Origin of the sequence: Streptomyces sp. S4.7 (assembly GCF_010384365.1) — a bacterium.
Lineage (GTDB): Bacteria > Actinomycetota > Actinomycetes > Streptomycetales > Streptomycetaceae > Streptomyces.
In genome coordinates this window covers 1,054,990-1,081,745 of record NZ_CP048397.1, presented here as the reverse complement: position 1 = coordinate 1,081,745, position 26,756 = coordinate 1,054,990, and the positions used below count along the sequence as shown (strand labels likewise).

Annotated in this window: 24 protein-coding genes and 1 pseudogene; 18 read left to right on the top strand and 7 right to left on the bottom strand. The window is 70.7% G+C overall.

The window, feature by feature from the left end; translation table 11 throughout:
• Positions 1 to 70 precede the first annotated feature (70 nt).
• The 7 genes from SSPS47_RS04670 to SSPS47_RS04640 all read left to right on the top strand — a co-directional run bounded on the left by SSPS47_RS04670 (position 71) and on the right by SSPS47_RS04640 (position 10,919).
• Complete coding sequence (locus SSPS47_RS04670) at positions 71 to 1,438, top strand: phenylacetate--CoA ligase family protein (protein ID WP_164248968.1); 1,368 nt, start codon at positions 71 to 73, stop codon at positions 1,436 to 1,438.
• Between the two features lie 114 nt (positions 1,439 to 1,552).
• Positions 1,553 to 2,797, top strand: a complete 1,245-nt coding sequence (locus SSPS47_RS04665) for an aminotransferase class I/II-fold pyridoxal phosphate-dependent enzyme (RefSeq protein ID WP_164248967.1) — start codon at positions 1,553 to 1,555, stop codon at positions 2,795 to 2,797.
• Positions 2,794 to 3,996 carry a 3,5-dihydroxyphenylacetyl-CoA synthase DpgA gene (dpgA, locus tag SSPS47_RS04660; RefSeq protein ID WP_164248966.1) on the top strand — a complete coding sequence of 401 codons (1,203 nt, stop codon included), beginning with the start codon at positions 2,794 to 2,796 and terminating at the stop codon, positions 3,994 to 3,996. Before SSPS47_RS04665 ends, dpgA begins: the two co-directional genes overlap by 4 nt.
• A 109-nt stretch (positions 3,997 to 4,105) precedes the next feature.
• Positions 4,106 to 4,870: an enoyl-CoA-hydratase DpgB gene (gene dpgB / locus SSPS47_RS04655; protein WP_164248965.1), complete on the top strand. Its 765-nt coding sequence runs from the start codon at positions 4,106 to 4,108 to the stop codon at positions 4,868 to 4,870.
• A gap of 82 nt (positions 4,871 to 4,952) precedes the next feature.
• On the top strand, positions 4,953 to 6,422 hold the full coding sequence (gene dpgC / locus SSPS47_RS04650; protein WP_239064778.1) for a (3,5-dihydroxyphenyl)acetyl-CoA 1,2-dioxygenase DpgC: 1,470 nt from the start codon (positions 4,953 to 4,955) through the stop codon (positions 6,420 to 6,422).
• Positions 6,419 to 7,735, top strand: coding sequence for a PLP-dependent aminotransferase family protein (locus tag SSPS47_RS04645; protein ID WP_239064777.1), 1,317 nt, complete (start codon positions 6,419 to 6,421; stop codon positions 7,733 to 7,735). Before dpgC ends, SSPS47_RS04645 begins: the two co-directional genes overlap by 4 nt.
• A gap of 4 nt (positions 7,736 to 7,739) precedes the next feature.
• Positions 7,740 to 10,919 (top strand): amidohydrolase family protein, encoded by a 3,180-nt coding sequence (locus SSPS47_RS04640; protein ID WP_164248963.1) that lies wholly within the window; start codon positions 7,740 to 7,742, stop codon positions 10,917 to 10,919.
• Positions 10,920 to 11,025: 106 nt separating this feature from the next.
• Here SSPS47_RS04640 and SSPS47_RS04635 read toward each other — a convergent pair whose 3' ends face one another.
• On the bottom strand, positions 11,026 to 12,198 hold the full coding sequence (locus tag SSPS47_RS04635; RefSeq protein ID WP_164248962.1) for an epoxide hydrolase family protein: 1,173 nt from the start codon (positions 12,196 to 12,198) through the stop codon (positions 11,026 to 11,028).
• Positions 12,199 to 12,280: 82 nt separating this feature from the next.
• Here SSPS47_RS04635 and SSPS47_RS04630 point away from each other — a divergent pair, with 82 nt between their 5' ends.
• From SSPS47_RS04630 to SSPS47_RS04595, 8 genes and pseudogenes are all read left to right on the top strand, one after another.
• Positions 12,281 to 12,856, top strand: a complete 576-nt coding sequence (locus SSPS47_RS04630; RefSeq protein ID WP_164248960.1) for a CGNR zinc finger domain-containing protein — start codon at positions 12,281 to 12,283, stop codon at positions 12,854 to 12,856.
• Between the two features lie 117 nt (positions 12,857 to 12,973).
• A complete protein-coding gene (locus tag SSPS47_RS04625) occupies positions 12,974 to 13,462 on the top strand; it encodes a pyridoxamine 5'-phosphate oxidase family protein (RefSeq protein ID WP_203557787.1) in 489 nt (162 codons plus the stop codon).
• Between the two features lie 79 nt (positions 13,463 to 13,541).
• Positions 13,542 to 14,153, top strand: a complete 612-nt coding sequence (locus SSPS47_RS04620; protein WP_203557786.1) for a TetR/AcrR family transcriptional regulator — start codon at positions 13,542 to 13,544, stop codon at positions 14,151 to 14,153.
• 10 nt (positions 14,154 to 14,163) lie between these two features.
• The gene (locus SSPS47_RS35935) at positions 14,164 to 14,298 is read left to right on the top strand and encodes a hypothetical protein (RefSeq protein ID WP_275405138.1); all 135 of its coding nucleotides are present in this window, start codon (positions 14,164 to 14,166) and stop codon (positions 14,296 to 14,298) included.
• Positions 14,298 to 14,588, top strand: coding sequence for a helix-hairpin-helix domain-containing protein (locus tag SSPS47_RS04615; protein WP_164248959.1), 291 nt, complete (start codon positions 14,298 to 14,300; stop codon positions 14,586 to 14,588). Before SSPS47_RS35935 ends, SSPS47_RS04615 begins: the two co-directional genes overlap by 1 nt.
• 291 nt (positions 14,589 to 14,879) lie before the next feature.
• Complete coding sequence (rpe, locus tag SSPS47_RS04610) at positions 14,880 to 15,563, top strand: ribulose-phosphate 3-epimerase (protein ID WP_078078347.1); 684 nt, start codon at positions 14,880 to 14,882, stop codon at positions 15,561 to 15,563.
• A 102-nt stretch (positions 15,564 to 15,665) separates the two neighbouring features.
• A complete protein-coding gene (locus SSPS47_RS04605) occupies positions 15,666 to 16,715 on the top strand; it encodes a sugar-binding domain-containing protein (protein WP_187280310.1) in 1,050 nt (349 codons plus the stop codon).
• Between the two features lie 1,397 nt (positions 16,716 to 18,112).
• Positions 18,113 to 18,825: pseudogene (locus SSPS47_RS04595) on the top strand (IS256 family transposase); the annotation flags it as partial.
• A 170-nt stretch (positions 18,826 to 18,995) separates the two neighbouring features.
• Here SSPS47_RS04595 and SSPS47_RS04590 read toward each other — a convergent pair.
• Positions 18,996 to 19,562: a rhodanese-like domain-containing protein gene (locus tag SSPS47_RS04590; protein ID WP_164248957.1), complete on the bottom strand. Its 567-nt coding sequence runs from the start codon at positions 19,560 to 19,562 to the stop codon at positions 18,996 to 18,998.
• 85 nt (positions 19,563 to 19,647) lie between these two features.
• Between SSPS47_RS04590 and SSPS47_RS04585 the strand changes: the two genes are divergently transcribed.
• A complete protein-coding gene (locus SSPS47_RS04585; RefSeq protein ID WP_164254381.1) occupies positions 19,648 to 19,926 on the top strand; it encodes a metal-sensitive transcriptional regulator in 279 nt (92 codons plus the stop codon).
• A gap of 21 nt (positions 19,927 to 19,947) precedes the next feature.
• On the opposite strand, the gene SSPS47_RS04580 is transcribed toward SSPS47_RS04585, so the two are convergent.
• Genes SSPS47_RS04580 through SSPS47_RS04570 form a run of 3 tightly spaced genes read right to left on the bottom strand, consistent with a single transcriptional unit; the run spans position 19,948 to position 22,456 of the window.
• Positions 19,948 to 20,691 (bottom strand): sulfite exporter TauE/SafE family protein, encoded by a 744-nt coding sequence (locus tag SSPS47_RS04580; protein ID WP_164248950.1) that lies wholly within the window; start codon positions 20,689 to 20,691, stop codon positions 19,948 to 19,950.
• On the bottom strand, positions 20,688 to 21,053 hold the full coding sequence (locus tag SSPS47_RS04575; RefSeq protein ID WP_164248948.1) for a rhodanese-like domain-containing protein: 366 nt from the start codon (positions 21,051 to 21,053) through the stop codon (positions 20,688 to 20,690). The genes SSPS47_RS04580 and SSPS47_RS04575 overlap by 4 nt, the downstream gene beginning before the upstream one ends.
• A 38-nt stretch (positions 21,054 to 21,091) precedes the next feature.
• Positions 21,092 to 22,456 carry an MBL fold metallo-hydrolase gene (locus SSPS47_RS04570; protein ID WP_164248946.1) on the bottom strand — a complete coding sequence of 455 codons (1,365 nt, stop codon included), beginning with the start codon at positions 22,454 to 22,456 and terminating at the stop codon, positions 21,092 to 21,094.
• A gap of 162 nt (positions 22,457 to 22,618) precedes the next feature.
• Here SSPS47_RS04570 and SSPS47_RS04565 point away from each other — a divergent pair, with 162 nt between their 5' ends.
• Entirely contained in the window at positions 22,619 to 23,017 is a 399-nt protein-coding gene (locus SSPS47_RS04565; protein WP_164254380.1) for a DUF302 domain-containing protein, read from the top strand.
• A gap of 133 nt (positions 23,018 to 23,150) precedes the next feature.
• Entirely contained in the window at positions 23,151 to 23,783 is a 633-nt protein-coding gene (locus SSPS47_RS04560) for a GNAT family protein (protein ID WP_164248944.1), read from the top strand.
• Positions 23,784 to 24,080: 297 nt separating this feature from the next.
• Here SSPS47_RS04560 and SSPS47_RS04555 read toward each other — a convergent pair whose 3' ends face one another.
• Together SSPS47_RS04555 and SSPS47_RS04550 are read right to left on the bottom strand one after the other, a co-directional pair.
• A complete protein-coding gene (locus SSPS47_RS04555) occupies positions 24,081 to 25,379 on the bottom strand; it encodes an MFS transporter (protein ID WP_239065217.1) in 1,299 nt (432 codons plus the stop codon).
• Positions 25,380 to 25,603: 224 nt separating this feature from the next.
• Positions 25,604 to 26,686, bottom strand: a complete 1,083-nt coding sequence (locus tag SSPS47_RS04550) for a LacI family DNA-binding transcriptional regulator (RefSeq protein ID WP_239064776.1) — start codon at positions 26,684 to 26,686, stop codon at positions 25,604 to 25,606.
• Positions 26,687 to 26,756 lie beyond the last annotated feature (70 nt).

The window sequence follows — 26,756 nt, the reverse complement described above, 5'->3', positions numbered from 1 at the left end:
CGAAAAGCATGCCTCGGTCGAGTGGTGCGGACAGGTGAATCTGTTGAACAGTGGACCAAGTGAGGAAATCGTGCTGGGGGAAATGTATCCGACCTCGCACCACAGCGAGGCGCGTGCCGGTGAGTCGTCAAAGATTGAACTGGCAGAGAATCTCGACATTCTGACGCGGGCGCAGCTCGAGGAAATGCAGCAGCGCAATCTCGCCCGCACGGTGGAGGCCCTGAAGAGGAATCCGGCGGTGGCCGCCTGCTGGCCCGGCGCGCTCGACGTGCGGGTGCCGCGCGATCTGCTCAAACTCCCCCTGTTCTCACCGGCCGATCTCCAGGCGTCCTGTCCGCCCGCCTCGGAGAATCTGGTGCTCGGCGACGGCCGCTCCGGGCTCGTCCTGCGCTCCAGCGGTACATCGGGACGGCGCAAGATGATCTACCACTCGTGGGAGTTCAGCCGCCGGGTGTCGGCTCTCGGCGCGCGCGGGGTGCGCAGCGCGCTGCGACCGCATCCCCGCCGTATCGCCAACTTCCTCTACCCGGGCGAGCTGAACGGCGCGTTCACCTTCGCCCAGGAGGTCACGGAGCTGCTGCCGGCCATGTCCTTCCCCATGGGCAGCAGCGCCCTCGCCTCCCCGGAGACGGCTCAGCTGCTCCGCGAGAACCAGGTGGACGCGGTCGTCTGCTCACCCTCGGCGGGGACGGGGCTGCTGACCGGCGACGCGACACGTGAACTCCTGCGCGGTGTGGACAGTCTGCTGTACATCGGGGAGATCCTCGGTGAGAGCCGGGAGCGTCAACTCGCGGACGCCCGGCCCGATCTGCGGGTGCGGTCGTTCTCGTACTCCACCAGCGAGACCGGGCCGGTCGGCTACCAGTGCACCTACCAGAGCGGTTCGACCCACCATCTGCACGAGGACGTGCTGGTGGTCGAGGTGGTCGACACGGACGCCGAGCGGATACAGCCCGACGGCCGGATCGGCGAGGTGGTCGTCACGATGCTCACCGACTCCGGTATGCCGCTGCTGCGCTACCGGATCGGCGACGAGGGATTCATCGAGACCCGCCCCTGTCTGTGCGGCAGCGCCGCGCGGCAGCTGACCCTCACGGGCCGGGTGGGCATGTCCATGAATGTCGACAGCACCACCATCTCCCGTGATCTGGTGATGGAGCAGCTGGCCACGCTGGGCATCAGCGACCCGGCCGACTGCCAGTTCCAGGTGACCCAGCACGATCCGGGCTTCTCGATCCGGCTGCTGGTCTCGGAACGTACGCCGCCCTCGGTCACGACCGAGGACGCCGTCGCCGCGCTGCACGGCGCCTACCACATGGGGAGGGTCTTCACCGCGCCGCTGTACCGCGGGCTGACGCTGGAGCGGGTCGACAGCTCCGAGTTCCACCACACGGCACGGGGCAAGACACCCTTCTTCGTCAACCGCACCGCCGGCTGAACTCCCTTCCGCCGCACGTCCGTCACGCGGCTCCCGCGAGATTTCCGCGCCGCCGAGACCACCGCTCCGACCGCTCCTTCTCACGCATCCGTACGCATCCCTGGAGACACTCCGATGCCTCGTACGATCGAACGACACAACTGGGTAGCCACGCGCGTAGACAAGACGTCGGACGCGCTGACCCGGGCCATCGCCACCGACCTGACCAGCCATGTCTTCACCGGGCGGGAGGGGAAGGAGGTGACGCTCGCCGACGGCCGCAGCGCCGTCGAGTTCATCTCCTGCTCCTATCTGGGCCTCGACACCCACCCGGCCCTGGTGGAGGCGGCCGTCGCCAGCCTGCGCCGGGTCGGCGTCCAGTTCTCCTCGTCACGCACCCGGATGCGGTACGAGGACCTCGAATCGCTGGAGCGGATGCTCGGCGTCATCTACGGCGGCCGGCACGCCACGTGCTTCACGGCCGTCGGCAGCGTCCACCTGGGGGTGCTGCCGCTGCTGGGAACGGGTGTGCTGCCCAGCTACCCGGTGTCGGCGAGCGGGGTCACCTTCCTGATCGAGCGCACCGCGCACGCGTCCATCCAGGTCCTGCGCGGCGTGCTCGAACAGATCGGCGACGTGGACCGGTTCGACTGTGAGGACCTGGACGACCTCGCCGTCCGGCTGGCGGCGGTGCGCGACGCCGGGCGCACGCCGATCGTCCTCGTGGACGGCGTGGGGTCCATGGGCGGGCTCATCGACGTGGCCGCGCTGTACGACCTGTGCGCGGCGGCCGAGGGCTATCTGTACGTGGACGACGCGCACGGTGTGTCGATCACCGGTGAACAGGGGGCGGGTTTCGCGTACGAGGAGTTCCGCCATCTGCCGGGCGGGCTGCCCGCCTCGGTGATCCTCGTCGGCTCGCTCGCCAAGGCGTTCGGCGGCAGCAACGGCGGCTTCGTCCTGCTGAACACCGAGGAGGACACGGTCGAGCTGCGAAGATTCGGCAACCCGCTGATCTTCGGCGGCCCCATCGCGCTGCCCGTCATCAGCGCCTGCCGGGCGTCGGCGGAGCTGCATCTCGACGGTACGGTCGCGCGGCTCCAGCGGGATCTGTGGCGCAACACCGAACTCTTCGACTCCCGCACGGGAGGCGCGCTGTTCAACGCGGGCACCCGGTCGCCGATCCGCGGGGCGCTCTTCAAGAGCGAGGAGGACGCGCTGGTGACCGCGGCGCGGCTGCGCAAGGCGGGTGTCATCGTCACCCCCGCGTTCTTCCCGACCGTGGCCAAGGGCAGCGGTCTGATCCGGATGGCCGTCTCGGCGGCGCACACCACCGAGCAGATCGAGCTGGCCACCAACGAGCTGGAGGTGCCGGCATGACCGCCACAGAACCCACGGCCCCGGCCTCCGCCGCCGTCCCCACCGAGCCCGCGACCCGGGCGCCCGGACAGCGGCTCAGCACGGCGAACGCGGGGCCCCGGCCATCGGTTGTCGGCTTCGGTACGGCCACCCCCGCCAACTCCTACACACAGCGCGAGATGCTGGAGCTGTTCGGCATCGAGGACCCCCGGATCAGGTCCGTCTTCCTCAACAGCGCCATCGAGCGCCGCTATCTGACCCTGCCGCCCGAACTGGCCGACGGCACACGCAAGACCGAGACCCAGGGCGAACTGCTCGCCAAGCACAAGGAGCAGGGCGTCAGGACGGGCAGGGAGGCGCTGGAGACGGCCCTGAAGCGGGCCGGCCTCGCGCTCTCCGATGTCGGATACCTGTGCTGTGTGACCACCACGGGGCTGCTCACACCCGGTTTCTCCGCCCATCTCGTCAAGGAAGCGGGGCTGCCGGTCTCCACCGGCCGGCTCGACGTCGTGGGCATGGGCTGCAACGCCGGCCTCAACGCCATGGCCGCCGTCGCGTCCTGGTCGGCGGCCAACCCCGGGCAGGCGGCCGTCATGGTCTGCGCGGAGGTCTGCTCCGCCGCCTATGTCTTCGACGGCACCATGCGCACCTCGGTGGTGAACAGCCTCTTCGGCGACGGCGCGGCGGCCGTCGTGATGGTCACCGACCCGGCGGGAACGGCACGCGCGGCGCACGGCGCGCACGCGACAAAGACGGCGGAGGCCGACGAGGCGGCGCCCGTGGGCACCGTACTGAAGGCCGCCAGCCGCATCATCCCCGAAGCGGTGGACGCGATGCGCTACGACTGGGACGACGACCAGGGCAAGTTCAGCTTCTTCCTCGACCGTGACGTGCCGTATGTCGTCGGGGCGAACGCCGAGGAGGTGGTCGACCGGCTGCTCGGCGGCACCGGTCTGGAACGCGCGGACATCGACCACTGGCTGGTCCACTCGGGCGGCAAGAAGGTCATCGACTCGGTGAAGGTCAACCTCGGCCTCAGTACGTACGCACTGCGCCACACCACCGGGGTGCTGCGCGACTACGGAAACCTGTCGAGCGGCTCGTTCCTGTTCTCCTACGAGCGCCTGATGGAGGAGGGCCGGGTGCGGCGCGGTGACTACGGCGTGCTCATGACCATGGGCCCCGGCTCCACCATCGAGACGGCGCTCCTCCAGTGGTGACGGCACCCGCGCCATGACACCGACCGCACCCACGGCACCCACCGAATCATCCCCACTGCCCCCACCACCCTCACCGCCCTCACCGGCGGACGACGAAGGAAGTGTGACCGTGTCCGGCACGGATACCGATACCCCCAACGCCCTGACCGTCCGTCTCCACGACGAGGCAGCCGCCGTCCTGACGGTCGGCGACGAGGAACTGACCCCGGCGCTGGTCGACCGCGTGCGCACCGCCGCCGAGAAGGCGGAGGGCGCCGACCGCGGTGTCGTCCTGCTCCTGCTGGGCGGCGCCGGCGCCGCGGAGGGCGCGTCCCCCGTCGGTACGGGCATCCATCTGGTCAACACCTGGGAGCGGGCACTGCGCCGGCTGGAGACCTCGGGGCGCCCGACCCTCGCGCTCGTTGAGGGCACCTGCACCGGCCCCGCGCTGGAGGCGCTGCTCACCGCCGACTACCGGATCGCGGCCGGCGACGCGCGCCTGCGGCTCCCGGGCGCCGAGGACGGCGCCTGGCCGAGCACGGCGCTGCACCGGCTGGCGCAGCAGATCGGCACGGCGCGGGCGCGCCGCCTGCTGCTGCGCCGCCCCTGGCTGGACGGTGAGCAGGCCGCTGATCTGGACCTGGTGGACGAGACGGCGGACGGCGGCGAGGCGGCCCTGCGCCGCGCGGTGCTGGTGGCGGGCGAGCTGTCGGCCGTGCCGGGCCGCGAGTGGTCGATTCGGCGCAGGCTGCTGTTCGACGCCACCCTCAGTTACGAGGAGGCCCTGGGCGCCCATCTGGCCGCGTGCGACCGAAGCCTGCGCCGCCGTACCACGGCCGGACAGTCGGCGGCCGAACAGGCCCCGGCCGACGGCTCGTTGGCGCAGGCGCGCTGACCACCGGTACGAAGCGGCTCCCCGCCCGCCCGGACGGGGACCCCGCACGCCCCTCCTGTCCCTCCTCCTTCGAAGGAACCGCGTGTCGACGTCAGGCTCCCCCAGATCCGTCTCCGCCCCCGCGGCCGCCCCGGCCGACGGCGGTGAGCTGTCGGCCGCCGGCCTCGCGCTGGCCGCCGAGATCCGTGACCGCGAGGCACCGCTGGCCGCGCTGCCGCCGCGCTCCGACCGCTCCGAGGAGCAGCAGCTGGGGGCCGCGGCGATCCACCGCGCCTGCCGCGAGCTGCGGGCCGCCTTCCTGCGGGCGCACGCGGCGGCGGTCTACGACCGGCTGACCGAAGGACGTACCGCACGGCTCGGGCTGACCGAGCTGGCGGGCGCGGCGGCCGAGAGCTTCCCCGGGCTCGTCCCGGACGGCGCCCAGCTGGCCGAGGAGCTGCGCCACGCGCAGGCGGACAAGGAAGGCCGGGAGATCGACCAGGGCATCTTCTTCCGGGAGATCCTGCGGCTGCCCGGCGCGGGCGCGCATCTGGTCGACGTGATGCGGGACCCGACGCCCCGGGCACACGCGCTGCTGCCGGACTTCCGGGCCACCGGACGGGCCGAGCTGGGCAAGGTGACGGTGGAGCGGCAGGGCGACGGCGGCCATGTGACCTTCCACAACGACTCCTGTCTCAACGCCGAGGACAACGACCTGATCGCCCAGCTCGAAGTGGCCGTCGACCTCGTGCTGCTGGACGACGGGATCAGGGTGGGGGTGCTGCGAGGCGGGCCGATGACCCACCCGCGCTACCGGGGGCGGCGGGTCTTCAGCGCGGGCGTCAATCTGGCCGATCTGCACCACGGCCGGATCTCGTTCACCGGCTTCCTGCTCCAGCGCGAACTCGGCTACATCAGCAAGATGTACCGGGGTCTGTCCACGCTCGGGCGCCCGGACACCTTCCCGGCGCACGGCGTGGAGAAGCCGTGGGTGGCGGCGGTGGAGACGTTCGCCATCGGCGGCGGCACCCAGCTGCTGCTGGTGATGGACAAGGTGATCGCCGCCGCCGACTCCTATCTCAGCCTCCCCGCCGCGCAGGAGGGCATCGTGCCCGGCGCGGCGAACTTCCGGCTGGCGCGGCTGACCGGCGGCCGGGTGGCCCGCCAGGCGGTGCTCGGCGGACGCAAGATCTGGGCGGGTGAGCCGGACGCCCGGCTGCTGATCGACGAGGTGGTCGACCCGAAGGCGATGGACCGGGCGGTGGAGGACGCGGTGACCCAGCTGGCGGCGCCCGCCGTACTCGCCAACCGGCGCATGCTGCGTGTCTCGGAGGAGCCGGTCGACGTGTTCCGCGCGTACATGGCGGAGTTCTCGCTGGTCCAGGCCGAACGGCTCTACGGCGAGGACGTGCTGGACAAGGTGGGCCGTTTCTCGGCGCGGTCGGGGACGGGGCCCTCGGCCACCGATCCGCCGAAGTCCGGCACCGAGTCCGGCACCGAGTCCGGCACAGAGCCCGGCGCGGCAGCCGGCACGAGGACGGACACGCACGCCGGCGCGGAGACCGGCCGGTGACCGCCGGGGCAGGTGTCGTCCTGCGGCGCGAGCGCCTGCACAGCTCCCTGGGCTCTCCCGCCATGGGATCGATCAACTTCCTCAACGAGGTGATGGGCCGCTTCCCCGACGCGCTCTCCTTCGCACCGGGCGCCCCGCACATCAGCTTCTTCGACCAGATCGACGTCCCCCGGCACATCGACCGCTATCTCCGCCATCTCACCGAGGACCGGGGACTCAAGCCCGACCAGGCCGAACGGCTCCTCTACCAGTACGGGCCGAGCCGGGGTCTCATCGGCGATCTGGTGGCGGGCGCGCTCCGCACCGACCAGGGCATCGACGTGCCGCCCGAGTCCGTGGTGATCACGGTCGGCTGCCAGGAGGCGATGCTGCTGGCGCTGCGCGCGCTCGCCGCCGAGCCCACGGACCTCGTGGCTGTCGTCAACCCGTGCTTCGTCGGTCTGTCCGGGGCGGCCGGCCTGCTCGGCGTGGACCTCGTCCCGGTCGACGACACCGACGACGGGATCGACTTCGCCCAGCTGGACGACGTGTGCCGGGCGGCGCGCGAGGCGGGCCGCCGTATCCGGGCCCTGTACGTCGCGCCGGACTTCTCCAACCCGTCCGGCGGTTTCCTCTCCCTGGCAGACCGCCACCGGCTGCTCGACGTCGCCGCCCGCGAGGACTTCCTCCTGCTGGAGGACAACGCGTACGCGTTCACCGCGCACCAGCCGGGCGCGCTCCCGCCGCTGAAGGCGCTGCCCGGTGGTGAACGGGTCGTGCATCTCGGCACGTTCGCCAAGGTGTGCATGCCGGGAGCCCGGGTCGGTTACGTCGTCGCCGACCAGCGGGTACGGGACGCGTCGGGCCGCACCGGCCTGCTCGCCGACGAACTCGCCACCCTCAAGAGCATGGTGACGGTCAACACCTCGCCCATCGCCCAGGCCGTCGTCGGCGGCATCCTGCTGGAGCACCGGGGCTCGCTGGCCTCGGTCGTCAGCGCCAAGGCCGCGCTGTACCAGCGCAATCTGCGTCTGTTGCTGGACGCGCTGGACCACGCGCTCGGACCGGGCACCGGCGCGCCCGCCGGGGTCTCCTGGAACCGGCCGCGCGGCGGCTTCTTCGTACGGGTCCGGCTTCCCGTACCGGCGGACGAGCGGCTGCTCGAACGGTCCGCCCGCGAGTTCGGCGTGTTGTGGACTCCGATGTCCCACTTCTATCTGGGCAGCGGCGGGGACTACCAACTCCGCCTGGCCTGTAGTTACTTGGACCCCGACGCGATCAAGGAAGGCGTTGCCCGGCTGGCCCGCTTCCTGCACGCGGTATGTCCCTCCTGACAGCATGTCCCTCCTGAAGAAACACGAGAACCTGATGGACGTCACGAACCCCGCCCCCGCTCCCGGCCCGAGCAGACGGCATGTCCTGGCCGTGAGCGGCGCGGTGACCGCCGGCGCGCTGACCGCCGCGGGTACGAGCGCGGGCCGGGCCGCCGCGGCCGGCACGGAGCAGGGGCGGCCCGCCGAGCGGCCCGGCGGTGCGCCTCGTACCGCCACCGTCACCGTCTCCGAGGGCACCAACATGGCCGCCGCCCTCTCTCCCGACGGCACCGGCCTCGCCATCGACGTGCTGAGCGCCGTCTGGGTGGTCCCCGGTGCGGGCGGCGCCGCCGTCCGGCTCACCGGCGAACTCCAGGACGCCACCCAGCCGCACTGGGCACCGGACGGCAGCCGTGTCGTGTTCCAGTCCTTCCGCGACGGCGCCTACCAGCTGTGGTCGGTGAAGCGCGACGGCACCGGCCTCACCCGGCTGACCGACGACGACTACGACAACCGCGAGCCGCAGTACGCGCCCGACGGCAGCCGGATCGTCTTCACCTCCGACCGGTCGGGCAGCAACGACCTGTGGCTGCTCGACCCGGCCACCGGCGTCCGTACGCAGCTCACCACCGGCCCCGACGAGGACGGCACCCCCGCCTGGTCGGCGGACGGCAGGACGATCGTCTGCACGGTGAACGACGCGGCCATCGACTCCGTGGACGTGGCGACCGGGACCAGGACCCGGCTGATCACCGCGAGCGCCGGAGCGAAGATCTTCGGCCCGGCGCCCAGCCCGGACGGGCGCCGGGTGAGCTACGTACAGTTCACGGGGACCCGCGCCGATGTCATGATCGACGGCCAGGTGGCCGCCGCCGGCGAGGACGTGCACGCCCTGCGCACATCCTGGACCCCGGACGGCGACCTGCTCTACACGGCAGGCGGGCGCGTCCGGCGGCTGCGCCCCGGCGGCACCCCCCGGACGGTGGACTTCACCGCGACGGTCACCTTCACCCGCAAGCCCTGGACGCCGCGGGTCAGGGACTTCACCTCCCGGGCGGCCCGGCAGGCCAGGGGAATCGCGAGCCCGGTCGTCTCCCGCGACGGGCAGCGCGTCGCCTTCCGGGCCCTGAACGCGCTGTGGGTGATGAAGACCGGCGAGGCCCCCGTCAGACTGGCCGACGACGGATTCTTCAACTCCGACCCCGACTGGTCCCCCGACGGCACGGCCCTCGTCCACGCGAGCGACCGCTCGGGAACGGCCGCACTGTGGCGCCGGGACCTCACCGGCGGTGAGCCGGTACGGCTGACCTCGCTGCCGGGCGCGCAGCTCACCCCCCGCTGGTCCCCGGACGGCACGAAGATCGCCTACCAGGACGAGAACGGCGCGACCTGGGTGCTGGAACTCGCCTCCGGCGCCGTACGCCAGGTGCTGCCCGTAATCTTCCAGCCGGGCCGCCCCACCTGGTCCCCGGACGGCGCCCACCTCGCGGTCGCCGCCAACCAGCCCTACTCCAGGCGCAACCGGGCCGGGCTGAGCGAAGTCCTCACCGTCGACCTGGCCACCGGCGCCACCCGCTCCCAGCCCGTGGCCGCCCACCGGTCGATCGCCACCCGGGGCGACGACGGACCCGTGTGGACCCCGGACGGCAAGCACTTCGTCTTCGTCATGGAGAGTACGGCGTGGCGGGTGCCCGTCGATCCCACCGGACAGATCACCGGCGCACCCGAGCAGATCACCACGGAGGTCACCGACTCCCTCTCCGTGGACACGAACGGCCGTCTCTTCTATCTGAGCAACGGCACGCTGCGCACCGTCCCGCTCACCGGCGGCACCCCGCGCACCGTGCCCGTCCCCCTCACCTACCGCAGACCGGCGACGGCCCGCACCGTGGTACTCCGCGCCGGTGCCGTGTGGGACGGGCGCGCCGAGCAACTGCGCGGCGCCGCCGACATCGTCGTCAAGGGCGACCGGATCGCCGCGGTCCGCCCCGCGGGACAGGGCCGGGGCGACACCGTCGTGGACCTGTCGGGCCTGACCGCGATGCCCGGCCTGGTCGACGCCCATCTGCACTGGCACCTGCGCGGCCGGCAGTGGGGCGACCGCACGGGACGCCTGCTCCTGTCGTACGGCATCACCACCGTGCTGTCACCCGGCGATCCGGCCTACCAGATGGTGGAGACGAGGGAGGCCATCGAGTCGGGCGCCCAGGTGGGGCCGCGCTTCTTCGGTACGGGCGACGCCCTGGACGGGGCGCGGGTGTTCTGGAACTTCGCCCGTCCCGTGGTCGGCACCGACCAGCTGCGGCTGGAGATGGAGCGCGCCGAACGGCTCAGTTACGACCTCGTCAAGACCTACATCCGGCTGCAGGCCCCACTGGAGCGCGCGGTCACCCGCCAGGCGCACGAGCGGGGGCTGCTCGTCACCTCGCACTACGCCTACCCGCACGCGGCGTACGGCATGGACGCCATGGAGCACACGGGCGGCGGCAACCGCGTCGGCTACTCGCAGACCCAGACCCGGCTGGGCAGGGCCTACGAGGACGCCATCGCCGTCCTGACGGCCGCCTCGATGCCCGTCACCTCCACCCTGATGAACTCCTCCGTGCTGCTCGCCGACGACCGTTCCCTGGTCACCGACGAACGGACCCGCCTGCTCTACCCGCCGTGGGACTACACGGTCCTGGTGGCCAAGGCGGACGCGGCCGGCGGCCCGGACGCCGGGCTGAACCGCGCGCTGCTGGCGGGCGGCGTCGACATGCTGCTGCGCGTACAGCGCGGCGGCGGCAGCGTCATCGCGGGCTCGGACGCCCCGCTGGACGATCCCGCCCTGTCGCTGCACCAGAACCTGCGCGCGATGGTGCGGGGCGGCTTCACCCCGTACGAGGCGCTGCGCACCGCCACCGCCAACCCCGTGCGGCGCATGGGCATGGACAGCGACCTCGGCATGCTCGAAGCGGGCATGCTCGCCGATCTGGTCTTCGTGGAGGGCGATCCGCTGCGGGACATCGACGCGGCGGCGGCCGTACGGACGGTGGTGACGGGCGGCACGGTCCGTACGGTGTCCTCGCTGCTGGAGCCCTTCAGAGCCACGGGTACGCGGTCTCCCGCGGCCAATTTGAAGGAGCGGTCCCTGGTGTCCGCGCGGACCGAGCGCCGGTACGGGTGGCAGGACCCGCGCCCCGGCGGGACGGGCTGTCTGTGCTGAGGAAGCGCTGAGGAAGCGCTGAGGGAGAACCGGCGGGGGCCGGGCCGGGCGGCCGGTGACCGGGACGCTGTCCCGGTCCCGGTACCGGCCGGCCACCCGGCCGCGTTCAGCGATTCGCGGCCAGCACCGCCGCGAGGCCCTCCCGCAGATCCCGGACGAAGTACCCGGGGACCTCCAGCGACGGGAAGTGTCCCCCGACCTCGGGCTCCCTCCAGCGGACGATCCGCCGGTACCGCTCCTGTGCCCAGGGGCGCGGACACTTCTCGATGTCGCGGGGATACATGCTGATCGCCGACGGCACGTCCACCCGGAGTTCGGGGTTCAGGGAGTGGTGGCTCTCGTAGTAGATACGGGCCGCCGACGCGCCGGTCCGCGTCAGCCAGTACAGGGTGACGTCGTCAAGAACACGGTCCCTGGAAATCAGCTCGAACGGGCTGTCCTCGGTGTCCGACCACTCGGCGAACTTGTCGAGGATCCAGGCGAGAAGCCCGACCGGTGAGTCGACGAGCGAGTAGCCGATGGTCTGCGGCCGGGTCGCCTGCTGCTTCGCGTACGCGGCACGGTGGCGCCAGAAATCGCGGGTCTGATCGGTCCACTCGCGCTCGCCCGCCGTCAGCCCGTCCGTCGTCAGGCCGGGAGGTGCCTGGGCGAGGGTCGAGTGGATGCCGAGAACGTGCGCGGGGAACCTGCCGCCGAGGACGGTGGTGATCACACCTCCCCAGTCGCCGCCGTGGGCCGCGAACTTGTCGTAGCCGAGCCTTCCCATCAGTTCCACCCAGGCGGCCGCGATCTTCTCGGTTCCCCACCCGGTGGTGGCCGGCTTGTCGCTGTGTCCGAAGCCCGGCAGCGACGGCGCCACGACGTGGAACGCGGGCGCGTCGGCGTCTTTCGGATCCGCCAGTTCGTCCACCACATCGGTGAACTCGGCGATGCTGCCCGGCCAGCCGTGCGTCAGGATCACAGGAGTGGCGTCCGCGCGCGCGGACCGTCGGTGCAGGAAGTGGATTCCCAGATCATCGATGGTCGTGCGGAACTGGCCGATCCGGTTGAGGCGCGCTTCGAACGACCGCCAGTCGTACTCGGTGCGCCAGTAGTTCACGACATCGACGAGGTCGGCGAGAGGGACGCCCTGTTCCCATCGGCGAGGGCCGGGCGCCGCGCCGCGGACGGTCTCGGCCTCCGGCAGCCGCGCCGCCGCCAGCCGCGCGCGCAGATCGTCGAGGTCGGCGTCGGTCGCGTGGGTTTCGAATGCTTGCACGTCGCTGGTCGGACGGGGCATGGGACCTCCTGGCCACAGTGGAACCGGCTAAGGCGGTTCTAACAGCTCTCCGGGTCACGCCGCAACCGGCTAAGGTGGTTTTATGTGTGCCGCGTTCCCTGACTTCCGCCTCGGCAGTGTGCTGGCGACCAGCTTCACGGGGACCCTGTCGGAGCGTCATGGCAACGCCGTGGAGCGCATCCCCGTGCCGCACCGACTCGTCGACTGGCTCGCGGTGAACGGCCTCGCCGTGGACTCCTGCACCACCGCCCAGCTCGACCTCGCCCGGGAGCTGAGGGAGTCGATTCACGCCGCCGCGACAGCGGCCGCGATCCGGGACGCTCTGCCGGAGTCCGCTGTCCAGGTCATCAATGACCGCAGCGCACAGGGGCGGGCCGCGGCGGTCCTGACGCCCGGGGGCGAGCGGCGATGGCTGCTCGGCTCGGCTTCGGGCCTGGAAGACGCCCTCGGCGTGATCGCCGCCGACGCGATCGGCGTCATCGCGGGCGAACGAGACGGAAAGCTCGCGTTGTGCGCGTCACCAACCTGCCTGGCCGCCTTCTTCGACACCAGCCAGAGCCGCACCCGCAAATGGTGCGACATGAACACGTGCGGGAATCGTCAGAAGAAGGCGCGCTTCAGAGCCGGCCGGCGGCGAACCCCCGGGTCGGTCGAGTGATCGTCACCTCGACGCGTCGGAGCTGACCACACAGGAGGCAGCCGCTCCCGGGCGGGGCATCGAGCTTCCCTGGAATCTACGGTGTAGGAAAATATTCCTACGCTGTAGAGTGCGGGTGTGGGGGAGACGCCCACCGAACGGGAGGTTCGCACCATGGCGACGTGGCACGAGATCCGGAGCGGGCACCCGGAGTTCGCCGACAAGGTCTCGGCGTGTTTCGCGGCGGGCGTCAACAAGACGATCGCGACGCTCCGCCGGGACGGCTCACCCCGAATCAGCGCGATTGAGCTGGAGTTCAAGGACGGCGACGTCACTCTGGGGATGATGGGCGGATCGGTCAAACTCCGCGACGCCCGACGCGATCCGCGCGTCGCGGTCCACAGCCCCACGATCGACGCCCCGGAGGGGGAGGCCTGGCACGGAGACGCCAAACTCTCCGGAGTCCTCGTGGAGACGCCGGCCCCGCCGGGGAACCCGCACGTGGGCGCGGGCTTCTTCCGGATCGACATCCGTGAAGTCGCGCTCACCTATCTCGGTACCCCCGCCGACCACCTCGTCATCGAGTCCTGGGACGCCGAGCACGGCCGGCGGCGCAGGACGCACTGAACCGGCGGTCGCCGAACGCCCCGCGACCACCTGGAAATCTACGGCGTATGAATTCGCTTCGGCCCGGTAGCATGCCGAGGTGGCAACGGAACCGGACAAGGTCAGGAAGCGCGGGCGCCCCGCCGCCGACCGGGCAGGACTCACCGCCGACCGGATCCTGACGACCGCCCTCGCCCTCGTCGACGCGGCGGGTCTCGATGCCCTGAGCATGCGCCGGCTGGCCCGTGAACTGGGTGTGGATCCCATGTCGATCTACCACCATCTGCCCAACAAGGCCGCGGTCGTCTCGGGGCTCGTCGGACTCGTCTTCTCACGTATGCGGTTGCCGGAGTCCGTACCCGACGACTGGGCCGGGCAGGTGCGTGCCTGGGTGGACGCCTACCGGGACCTGACCCGGCGCCACCCCCGGCTCGTACTCCAGATCGTCACCGACCCGGTGGCGGTCACACAGGCGTCGGAGACGATCAACGGCCCACTCCACGCCGCGCTGACCTCGGCGGGCGTACCGGCGGACAAGATCGACGCGTGCGCCGGCATGTTCGTCGACTTCGCCAACGGGTTCGCCCTGGCAGGGCTCGAACCCCCGTCTCCCGCCCCGGCCGGGAAGCCCCCGCAGTCACACTTCGACACCGGCATGGACGTCATGATCCTCGGCATCCGCGCACTGACCGCCGGACGCGACGAGCGCTGACTCCGCGGGCGTGTCCGATTCGTTCAAGACCCGGCCGGGCCCGCGTGGTTACGTGGCCGGTACGGGTACGCGTACGGCGGCCTGTACGGAGCGGGCCGAGCCGGCGGCCCGGACGGACCGGACGAGAGAGAAGGAGTGGTCCTGATGGCCTCCACACACGATGAGCCGGACCTCACCGAGCTGGTCAACGTCGGCCGTTCCGTGGCCCGTTACTTCGAGGGCGTCGGTGTCACCAGGATCGCTCAGCTGGTGGGGGAGGACCCGGTCGAACTGTACGAGCGGATGTCGGCCGCCGCCGGGCAGCGGCTCGACCCCTGCCTCCTCGACACCGTCATGTCCGCCGTGGACCAGGCCGAAGGAAAGCCGGCCCGCCCTTGGTGGCACTACACGCCCGAACGCAGACGTCTCCGGTCCGAGCGACAGGCGCCGCTGTAAGCCCGACCGACCCGACCGACCCGACCGACCCGACCGGCCCGACCGGCCCGACCGGCCCCTCCAGCCCGACCCTGAACGACCCGCGACCGCCGCTGCGCACCTGCGCCACGTCTCCGCTCCCTCCCCACCCCCGCGGACCCGTGCTCCTGCGCCCCGCCCCCGCTCCCTCGCCCCCGGACACCCCACCGCACTCGTCGAATCGCGAGGATTGCGCGGACTGTGCCTGCCCCCCCGGGCCCCTTGCCGCGCAACGAGGCGGGGAAGTCGCCCGGAGCATGGCAGGCTTGGGACATGGCTCAGATCAACCCCAGCATCCTGTCCGCCGATTTCGCACGTCTGGCCGAGGAGGCGAAAGCGGCCGAAGGCGCCGACTGGCTCCACGTCGATGTCATGGACAACCACTTCGTGCCCAATCTGACTCTCGGTGTGCCGGTCGTCGAAGCGCTCGCCCGCGCGACGGAGACGCCGCTGGACTGCCATCTGATGATCGAGGAACCCGATCGCTGGGCTCCGCAGTACGTCGAGGCCGGAGCCGGTTCGGTCACCTTCCACGCGGAGGCCGCGGCGGCCCCCGTACGGCTGGCACGCGAGATCCGCGCCAAGGGCGCGCGCGCCTCGATGGCGCTGAAGCCCGCGACGCCCGTCGAGCCGTACGAGGACCTGCTGCCAGAGCTGGACATGCTGCTGATCATGACGGTGGAGCCGGGCTTCGGCGGTCAGGCGTTCCTGGACATCATGCTGCCCAAGATCCGCCGTACCCGTGAGCTGATCTCCAAGCACGGGCTCGAACTGTGGCTCCAGGTCGACGGCGGTGTCTCGGCCGCCACCATCGAACGGTGTGCCGAGGCGGGGGCGGACGTCTTCGTCGCCGGTTCGGCGGTGTACGGCACGGACGACCCGGCTGCTGCCGTACGGATGCTGCGCCACCAGGCCGACGAGGCGACCGCCTCCGCCGGCTGGTCCTGCGCCCACTGAGGCGCGATTCCACGCGGCCACCGGGCCACGGCTTCATGAACGGCGCCCATCCGGGCTGATCAAGGACCGCCGAATCTGACAGGATGAGAGCGCGTCCAGAGTGTGAACAGCAGTGAGGAGATCGCGGTGTCTGGTATGTCGGCGGGTCGGCCGGCCCTGCGCATGGGACCCGCGGAACTGGTGCAGGCGGCGGCCATGGCCCGCCGCTTTTATCTGGAGGGCAAGTCCAAGATCCAGATCGCCGAGGAGTTCGGCGTCAGCCGCTTCAAAGTGGCCCGGGTCCTGGAGACCGCCCTCGAACGTGACCTCGTGAGGATCGAGATCCGCGTCCCGGCCGAGCTGGACGCCGAGCGCTCCGACGCCCTGCGCGCCCGCTACGGCCTGCGGCACGCGGTCGTCGTGGAGTCGCCCGCCGAAGGCGCCGACGAGTCGCCCGACCCCGAGAACCTCGGCGAGGTCGCCGCCGACCTCCTCGGCGAACTGGTGGTCGAGGGCGACGTCCTCGGCCTGGCCTGGGGCCGCTCCACCATCCACATGGCCGCCGCGCTCGACCGCCTGCCGCCCTGCACCGTCGTCCAGCTGACCGGTGTGTACGACGCGGGCACCGCCGAGCGCGGCTCCGTCGAGGCCGTACGGCGCGCCGCCCAGGTCTCCGGCGGCGAGGCGCACCCGATCTACGCCCCGATGCTGCTGCCCGACCCGGCGACCGCCGCCGCGCTGCGCAGCCAGACCGGTATCGCCCGGGCCTTCGACTACTTCGACAAGGTCACCGTCGCCGCCGTCTCCATCGGCTCCTGGGAGGCGGGGATCTCCACGGTCCACGACATGCTCACCGACGAGGAGCGTTCGCACTACGCGTCCCTCGGGGTCGAGGCCGAGATGTCGGCGCATCTCTTCGACGCGGAGGGCCGGCGGGTCGGACGGGACCTGGGCGAGCGGTGCATCACCGTCGAGGCCGACCGGCTGCGCCGTATCCCCGAGGTCGTCGCGATCGCGGGCGGCCAGCGCAAGGGCGCGGCCATCGGAGCCGTTCTGAGATCCGGGCTCGTCACGAGCCTGGTCACCGACACCGCCGCGGCCGACTTCCTGCTGCACGACTTCGAGCCCGGCCCCCGCCCGGCGCTGGAGCGCAAGGACCCGGACAGCGAGTAGCGCCACGGGCGGCGCCCGAGATGCCGCCGGCGTCTTCGGCCGATGCTACGAACACCCCCGGCCTCCGCGGGCCGAAGGTACGGAAAGCACTCCGCCGGTTCGCCAGAAGTCCGTGCCATCGGCGATGATGACGTAGGAGCCGCAGCCGGGACCGTCACCGCTCCGAGCTGACTCCCCACCCGCCCTTTCCGTAGAACCGCAGGTGAGAGAGTCGGTATGCGTTTCCTCAATGGAAAGATGACGTGTCGATCAGCACTCGGGCGCGCAGAACGCAAACCTGCAGGTCAAGAGCAAGGTCCCGCACGGCGGGTGAGACCTTGCCGCGTCCCTGTGCTGGTTTCGTGCTGACCTGTCGACACCCCTGAGCAACTGCGGGAACCTGTCCCGTGCTGGATTGGTGCTGGGGCGGATTGGCGGTCACGACGACCCATCAGTGCCCTTTCGACGACGACTCTGCGGTCGCTGGTGCCAGTGAGCCGGCAGTGCCCGCCAGCCCTCGGACGTCCTACAGCGAGAGGCCCGTCGCGCGGGCCCGACGGGCGAAGGCTCAAGAACTGATCGAGCGGCTCGTCGCTGAGGGCCGCGTTCGGATCACCGACCCTGATGACGACGAGGTCGCGGAGTGGCGGCGCGTCGTCAACTACGCGAAACGGCACGGCCTGGAACCAGTGGGCAAGCATATTGAGAAGGTTCCGTACGGTGGGCCGGGGCTGGAGCTGTTCCTTGCGGATGGCCCGCATCCCCATGCGCGGAGTCAACGGCCGAAGGAGAACGGGGGTCCGGTTCCCGTTCCCTCACGACTGGGGAACCTCCATCCGATCGTGACCGCGCTCAAAGACGACGAGCGCCGACTCGTCATGCCTTCTGTGCTCCGCCGAAGGTCGCTTCTTCTGCTGCAGGGACTGTCGGCTGAGGCGGTCCGGCGAGGGTGCGAGGTGCGGAAGGCCCACTCGTTCTTCCACCCGCGCGAGGGCGGAGTGGACATTGCTGTCGACGGCCTCCCTTACACCGTCAGTGTCAGGCAGGAGTTCCCGCAGTCCTTGGATCCTGACCGCTCCTCTCGCCTCGTCGTGGAGCTTACTCATGGCCTGACCGACCGGCCCGGCCGCTGGCGAGATCGGAAGACCCGGACGCTCGAAGAGGCCCTGGGCGTGGTCCTTGGAGAGATCGAGGTACGAGCGGCAAAGGACAGGGCGTACGTGAGGTCGATGGACCCCTTGAGTGAGCTCCCGAAGATGCCGGATGCGCGCGAACCCACGCCGGAGGAACTCAGGCCACGGCGGATCCGACGATCATGGGAGAGACGTCAAGTGACATACAACGCCGTGGAGTTGGAGACCGTGCAGCCTGTCGAGAGTGTCCAGTCCGGGCAGCCTGCGCCTGTGTCCGAGGAGCAACTGGTCGCGAAGCTGGTGGAGCGGGCCCGGTCGGAGGGGCTGCAGCTGACCAAGCGGGAATCTGCGCTGGAAGGTGAGATCACCGATCACCTCGGCTATGAGAAGCATGCTGTCGGCGGCCGGGGCAGCGGCAACTCCCGCAACGGAGGCCAGGCCAAGACCGTGCTGACCGACGTCGGGCCGGTCGAGGTCAAGGTGCCGCGTGACACCTCGGGGACGTTCGAGCCGCAGCTTGTCAAGAAGCGGCAGCGGCGGCTGACCGGGGTCGACGAGATGGTGCTGTCGCTGTCCGCGAAGGGGCTCACGCTTGGCGAGATCGCCGCTCACCTGGCCGAGGTCTACGGCGCCGAGGTGTCCAAACAGACCATCTCCAGAATCACCGACACAGTGATGGAGGACATGACCGAGTGGCAGATCCGTCCCCTCGACCGTGTCTATCCCGTGCTGTTCGTGGACGCCATCAGCGTCAAGATCAAGGACGGGCAGGTCGCGAACCGTCCTATCTACGTGGTGATGGCGGTGACCGTGGACGGCACCGCGACATCCTCGGCATCTGGGCCGGCGACGGCGGCGAGGGCGCGAAGTACTGGCTGCATGTGTTCACCGAGCTGAAGAACCACGGCCTGGATGACGTGCTCATGCTGGTCTGCGACGGGCTCAAGGGCCTTACCGAAGCCGTCTGGCCTCGCATGATCGTCCAGACGCCCCTCCTGGCCCCGCCCGTCGGCGCAAGCGACGACACCGCCCTCATCGTCTTCCCCCTGTGACGGAGCCGGCCGCCAGCGCACGAGTGGTCGAGCCGTAATGCCACCCCTCGGCAGAGCCGGAGGCCGTGATGGTCCTTGCGCCGCCGAGCGATGCGGTCGTCAGGTCGGCGAGTGTTTCAGTTCCCCAGGGTTCGCAGGGTGGCGTCGAGGTCGGTGGTGCGGGGCTGGTTGTGCGGGAGCTTGGCCAGGGCAGCGGCCATGCCGCAGGTGTCGGTGGCGGCGGAGAAGACGAGGCCGGTGCCGATGGCGGCGGACAGCCAGCGGGCGGGGTGCCAGCGGGTGCCTGCGGCGAGGCCGAGGACGACGAGGGATCCGGCGGCGAGGCGGACCTGGCGTTCCATGGGCCAGGGGGCCTGTGCGCTTGCGGGGCGGTGGACAGTGTGCCCCTCGGTGGTCCAGGCGGTGGTGCCGCCGGTGAGGGTGGTGGCGGGGATGTCGGCTGCGGCGAGTTGGGTGCAGGCGGTGGTGGAGCGGTTGCCGGAGGCGCAGACCATGAGGAGGTTGCCGCGGGTGGCTGCGGCCTTGAGGGCGGGCAGGGCGGTGTGGAGGTGGGCGAGGGGGATGTTGTGGGCGCCGGGGAGATGGCCGGAGGCGTACTCCCCGGGGGTGCGCACGTCGATGACCGTGTAGTCGTCGAGGCGTGCGGCGGCCTGGGCGGGGATGAGGGCGGTGGGGGTGTTCATGTGCGGGTGGTCCTTCCGTGGTGTTCCCGGGGCGGGTGTCCGCACCCGGTATGATACCCCTAGGGGTATCGTATGGAGGTGGATGATGGAGCTTGAGATGGCGGCCGGCGAGCTCAAGTCGGTACTGAACCGGCTGCGGCGGGCTCAGGGGCAGATCGCGGGGATCATCAAGATGATCGAGGACGGCCGGGACTGCGAGGACGTGATCACGCAGCTCGCGGCGGTCTCCCGCGCGCTGGACCGGGCCGGGTTCGCGATCATTGCGACCGGGCTGCAGCACTGCATGGCCGAGGGCGGGCAGGCGGCCGGCGACCGAGACCAGATGCGGGCCCGGCTGGAGAAGTTGTTCCTGTCTCTGGCCTGAGGGCGGCGGTGGCTGGCTTGTTCATGCGATCACGTCGATGAGCATGAACACGGCCACCGCCAGGAGCACGCCGGCGAAGGCTCTCTGAAGAGTATGGCCGGAGATCTTGGTGGCGAGGCGTTTTCCGTCCCAGGCGCCGAGGATCGCGGCCCCCGTGAACGGTGTGATGACTTCCCACTGGAGTCCGCCGCCGGTTCCGGTACGGGCGATCAGGGCGGCGAATGAGTTGACGGTGATGACGAGCAGGCTGGTGCCCACCGCCCGCCTCATCGTCAGCCCGAGCACGCTCACCAGAGCCGGGACGGCAAGGAATCCGCCTCCGACGCCGAGGAAACCGGTCACCGCGCCTAGTCCGGCGCCTGCCCCGGTCGCCTTGCCGGGCCTTGTCCGGTCCGCCGGTTCGGAGGTGGAGGGGCGGAGCATGCGCATGGCCGCCAGCGCGGCGATCAGGGAGAACGCCACTGTCAGGATCACTTCGGGTACGTGACCAGAGGCTGCTCCGGCGAGGTAGGCAGGGACGATGCCCGCAGCGGCGAAGAGTGATCCGGTCTTCCAGGCGACGTGGCCGTCGCGTGCGTGGGCGTACAGGGCGGTGACGGAGGTGGCGGCCACGATGATCAGACTGGCGGTGGTGGCCGCGGGCGGGGTGAAGTCGAGCAGGTAGATCAGGGCGGGTACGGTCAGGACGCTGCCGCCGCCGCCCAGAGTTCCTAGGGCGAGGCCGATGACGGCTCCGGCGATGAGGGCGAGAACGAGGGCGGTCACGCTATCCGGCCGCTGTTCCCGCGTTCGTCGCTGACCGGGTATCCCGAGGCGGCCCACGCGTCCATGCCGCCCTCGACGTCCACCGGCCGCTCTCCGCGCTGGTCGAGGAGTTCGGCCGCCTGCTGGGAGCGGTGCCCGCTGCGGCAGATCACCACCAGTGGCGTGCCCGATACTCCGGCCGGCAGGTCGGCGCCGGCGCTGAGGTTCGACAGCGGGGCGTGCACCGCGCCGGGAGCGTGGCCGGCGTTCCACTCCGGCTTCTCGCGGACATCGAGCGGGATCGCGTCCGGGGCCTTGCCACCGGTGCGGCTGCGGGCCCGTTCCGCGCTGACGCGGGGCTGGTCGCGGCGGAAGAGGGACATGACGTTCTCCCCTTTCTCGTGCTGTGCTGGGGTGTGGGTCAGCCGGTGGTCAGGGGCAGGCCGGCGCCGGCGGCGGCGTCGAAGCCGTCGTCGACGGCGACGACATCCCGGCCTGCCGCGTCGAGCAGGGATGCGGCGATCGCGGCGCGCATACCGCCCGCGCAGTGCACCCACACCGCCCCCCGCGGTACCTCGGCAAGGCGGCCGTGGAGCTCGTGGATGGGGATGTGCACCGATCCCTCGATCCAGCCGTCCGCCCGCTCGGAGTCGCGGCGCACGTCCAGGACCACCACGTGGTCGAGGCCGCGGTCGGCGAGTGCGGCGAACGTGGAGCGCGGGAAGGAGGCGGGCTTCTCCCCGGCGGGCAGCCAGGCGGCGGGACCGCCGGTGGCGGCGGCGGCCGGCCGGTCGATGCCCACCCGCACCAGCTCGCGCTGGGTGTCGGCGAGCTGCTCGGCCGATTCGGCGAGCAGCGTGACCGGCTTGCCCCAGGGGATCATCCAGGCGAGATAGGTGGCGATCTTGCCATCGGCCTCGAAGTTGAACGAACCGGCCACGTGCCCCTCGGCGAACGCGACGCGGTTGCGCAGGTCGACCACCCACTCCCCGGCCGCAAGCCGCGTGGCGATCTCGGCGGGGTCCGCGAGCGCGGGCGGGGTCAGATCGACCGGGGCCGGACCTGCGGCGTTGGCCGGGCCCATGTGCGCGTAGTAGGCGGGCACGTCCTCCAGCCCGGCCAGCAGGTCTGCGACGAATGTGTCCACATCGACGGTGAGCGCCGTATTGGCGCTCTTCTCCTTGCCGATGGTGGTCTCCTCCCCCTCGGACTGGGCCGAGGAGCAGAAGCTGCCGAAGCCGTGCGTGGGCAGCACCGCCGTCTCGTCCGGAAGGCCGGAGGCCAGACGGTGGGCGGAGGCGTGCTGGGCGCGGGCGAGCTGTTCGGTCAGCCGCGGTTCGACCAGGTCCGGCCGGCCCACCGTGCCGATCAGCAGCGATCCGCCGGTGAAGACGACCACCGGACGCCCCCCCTCGCGCAGCGCGTAGGAGGTGTGGTGCGGGGTGTGGCCCGGCGTCGCGATCGCGGCCAGGCTCACCCCGCTGCCGGGGTCGATGTCCACGGTGTCGCCGTCGGCGACAGCCACCCGCGCGAAGGAGACGTTCGCACCGGCCGGCACGAGGTACTGGGCGCCGGTGATCCGGGCGAGTTCCGGGCCGCCGGTCACGTAGTCGTTGTGGATGTGGGTCTCCGCCACGTACGCGATCCGCACACCGCGCCGGGCGGCTGCCGCCAGGACCTGGTCGATGTCACGCGGCGGGTCCACAACCACCGCCGTGTGCTCCCCTCCGGCCAGGTAGCTGCGGTTGCCGAGCCCTTCCAGCTCTATGGTGTCAACGAAGAACACGCGGATATTCCTTTCGCATGAAAATTACCCCAGGGGGTATTGGTCCCACCGTAACACTCGTACCCCCGGGGGTATATTTTGTGAGTGGATCGCCGCACCCGTGCGGGTGCCCGGCGGCCTCCGCCCAAAGCGGGACCAGCAGACGACGATGAGGCGATGCCGATGACCTACAGCCGCACTGTGCACGTGGACGGCGACTTCGAGGAGACCGTGAGGGCCGTGCGCGAGGCTCTGGCCGAGCAGGGCTTCGGGATCCTGACCGAGATCGACGTGCGGGCCACGCTGAAGGAGAAGCTCGGCCACGACATGGAGAACTATCTGATCCTCGGCGCCTGCAACCCGCCGCTCGCCCGTCAAGCGATCGAGGCGGACCGCTCCATCGGCCTGCTGCTGCCCTGCAACGTCGTCGTCCGCACCGACGGCGAGCGCATCGCCGTCCAGGCCCTCGACCCCGCCACGATGGTCACCCTGACCGGCCGGGACGCTCTCGAGCCCGTCGCCGAGGATGCCACCCACCGGCTGGACGCGGCCCTGTCCACCCTCACCCAACAGCAGGCTTAGCACCGCATGCGCACGCGGCGGCGACGGAGGCCCGACGAACCCACTCCGGCGTCTTCTGCGATCTGCCCGAGGGCGATGAGCACGTGCTTCTGGAATCCGCCTCCCTGTCCGCTACGTCTGACACGATCTACCGATGAGTGAGTGCTCGGTGACCCTGGACAGGATCGCTCTCGACGACTGGCGGGACGTCCACTCGTGGGCCCGTCTCGCGGAGGCGTGTCGGTTCCAGCCTTGGGGGCCCAACACCGAGGACCAGACGCGCGACTTCGTGAAGGCCGCGGTCGAGGCCTGGTCGCACGAACCTCGGCAGCGCTTCGCCCACGTGGTGCGCTTCGAGGGCGCCGTTGTCGGTATGGGGGAGTTGCGCGTTCGCAGTCACACCTACCGACAGGGGGAGATCTCCTACCTCGTGCATCCGCGAGTATGGGGGCGGGGTCTCGGCACGGAGGTCGGGCGCTCGCTCCTGTCGCTCGGCTTCGACCAGTTGGGGCTTCACCGGATCTACGCCACCTGCGACCCGCGGAATCTCGGATCCTCTCGAGTGCTGGCAAAGCTCGGAATGACGTACGAGGGGCACCACCGACACACGGCATGGATCCGGGACGGCTGGCGGGACTCCCTGATGTTCGGCATCCTCGAAGAGGAATGGGAGGCCGGAGCGCGGAGCGGTGTCGACCCGGCCGGGCCCGTGCCGGAAAGGTGGGGCGGCCGGGTGCGCCAGGGGGACTTCACGGGTGAGGCAGCGCGCCGCGACGGCGAAGAGTGACCATGTCGGAAGGGTTTCGCTGTGCGGGCACTGCCCGGATTCGGGGAGAAGGCGGCTTTGCCCCGTCCAGCGGTCCGCGGTGTGCGTGTCGCGCGAGATCCGCGCTGGCCCTCTCCGTCGGGGGCGCGAAGCCCTACGGCCGCCGCAACACCGTTGGGTACAAAGGGCCACGGGCGGATCCACGAACGGCCGCGGCCCACGCCGACGAGTCGCGCGTGTCCGGCCGAGTGGCGGGCTCCCCGGCGAGCCTGCCCGCGGGCACGACCGGGTCCCCGAGCCCCGTGGGTGGCTGCCGGGTCAGGTGGGGCTGTCTTTGCCTGCCTTTGATTTCCGGGGCACGATTCGCAGCCGTGGGCGATAGCTGATCCACTTGATCGCGACGCGATGGCCGCCGACCCGGGCAAGAATGAGCCCTGTCGCCATGGCGGTGCAGGCGGCCACGGCACCGGCCGTCGCTAGTCCGACGCGAGGCCCGTAGATGTCGGAGATCCAGCCCACGACCGGAGCCCCGACGGGCGCACCCCCGAGGAGGACCATCATGTAGAGGGCTGTGACACGGCCCCGCATGGTGGGGTCGGTGGACGTCTGGACGGTGGTGTTCGTGCTGACGTTGACGACCATGGCGAACAACCCCATGGGCACCATGAGCAGGGCGAAGCTCCACAGGGACGGCGCCAGGGCGGCCGCGATCTCCACGACGCCGAAAGCCAGCGCGGCCAGGAAGGGCAGTCTCAGCCCCGCCGTTCCCATTCTGGCGGCGAGCAGTGCGCCGACCAGGGAGCCGGCCGCCACCAGGGTGTTGAGGAGGCTGAAGGTACCCGCACCGATGTGGAAGACGTCGGTGAACGCGGTGAGGTGTACGGGGAAGTTGAGGGCGAAGGTACCGACGAACCCGACCAGAACGATGGTCCACATCAACTCCGGGCGGCCGGCGACGTAGCGCAGGCCCTCACGCAACTGTCCCTTGCCGCGCGGGGCGCGCTCGACGGCGCGCAGTTCGGCTGTGCGCATCAGCAGCATGCAGATCAGGGGTGCGGCGAAGGAGAGACCGTTGAACAGGAACGCCCATCCGGTGCCGATGCCCGTGATCAGCAGCCCCGCCACGGCGGGGCCGATGAGGCGGGCGGACTGGAAGTTCGCCGAGTTGAGGCCGACGGCGTTCCGCAGATGTTCCGGGCCGACCAGCTCGGAGAGGAATGACTGGCGGGCGGGGTTGTCGAGGACGGTCGCGAGGCCGACCGCGAAAGCGGCGGCGTACACGTGCCAGACGTTGACCTGGCCGGCCAGAGTGAGGGTGGCCAGGGCGAGAGCGGTGAGGGCCATGGCTATCTGGGTGGCGGCCAGGACAGGGCGCTTTCGCAGTCGGTCGACGAGGACGCCGCCGTGCAGGCCGAAGAGGAGCAGGGGCAGGAACTGCAGGGCGGTGGTGATGCCGACGGCGGTGGAGGAGCCGGTGAGGCTGAGCACGAGCCAGTCCTGGGAGATGCGCTGTATCCAGGTGCCGTTGTTGGAGACGACTTGGCCGAGGAAGAACAGCCGGTAGTTCCTGACCTTCAGCGAGGAGAAGAGGGACCCTCCGGAAGGTGGGGCGTCGATGGAGTGGTCGGTGTCGGCTGCGGGATCTGCTCCTCGCCCCGTACTCAACTGGGTCGCCTCCTGAAGTCGGGCGGTAGCGGCAGAGGTGTCGTGCGCGCGGGGTTTCGGGGATCGGCCCTGCCGCGGCAGGGGCGGCCACGTCCTTTGTGGGCCGTCGTCGCCAGTGATCCGTAGCGCCGGGCGGCTGGTTCCGGGACCGTCGTCCGGTTTCCCGGTATCCTGGCTCAGGGGTGCGCCTTCAAGGCCTTTCTCCGACCGGGCACATGGGACCCCTCGGGCCGGGGGACAGCCGCAGCCGCGGTCGAATCACGGACGATGAGTCTGGGTCTGTGGAGTACGGAGTGACCTGTCGAGTCCTCGGAACTCTCCATGCCCTGCCTCAGCTTGCTGAACGCGTTGGACGCCATCTCCTCCACCGGCTGCCGTACGGTCGTGAGCCCGGGCATCGCCATGCCCGCGAGCATGATGTCGTCGTAGCCCACCACTGAGATGTCGCGGCCCACGGTCAGCCCCGCTTCCCGCACACCCGCGATGACGCCGAGGGCGCACATGTCGTTGATGGCGACGATCGCGGTCGGGGGATTGGCGGTCGCGAGGAGTTCGCGCGCCGCTGAGCGTCCCAGCTCCGCGGTGTCCCGGTCGTCGAAGTCCAGGGTGTCCGCTCCCGACCAGACGATCCCGGCCTCCGGAGGCAGACCGGCGGCCTCGATGGCCTGCCGGAACCCGCTGTAGCGTTCGGCCCGGTTGATGCTGCCGATCGATCCGGACACGAAGGCCAGCCTCCGGTGTCCGAGCGCCAGCAGGTGTTCCGTGGCCAAGCGCATTCCGAGCACGTTGTCCGTCCCGATGTTCACCACGTTGTGCGGGTCTCCGGGTTGGGCGGTGCGGTCGAAGGCCACGAGCCGGAGTCCCGCCTCGATGGTCTGCTTCACGTGGTCGAGTGACGGGAGCGACGAGCACAGGACCACGCCACCGATGCCGTCGCCCCAGAGCTCCTCGACGTAGTGGCGTTCACGGTCGCGGTCACGCTCGCTGTTGCACAGCAGCATGTAGAACCCTTCCGCCAGGGCAGCGGCTTCGAGGTGGCGTGCGAACGTGCCCCAGAACGGGTTGGCCACCGACGGCACGATGAGCCCGTGCATCTGGATGCGCCCGGTGCGCAGTTGCTGGGCGGCCCGGTTGGGACGGTAGCCCAGACGCCGTATCGCCGACTCGACCCGTGCTCTGGTCTCCGGGAGCATCTTGCCGGTGCGGCCGTTGAGCAGGTTGGAGACCGTACTGGGTGAGACTCCCGCTTCCTGTGCCACCTGGTAAATCGTTGTTCCTGCCACAACCGCCCCCCGCTCTCAAAGAAAACCCATTGTTTCCACGATGTTG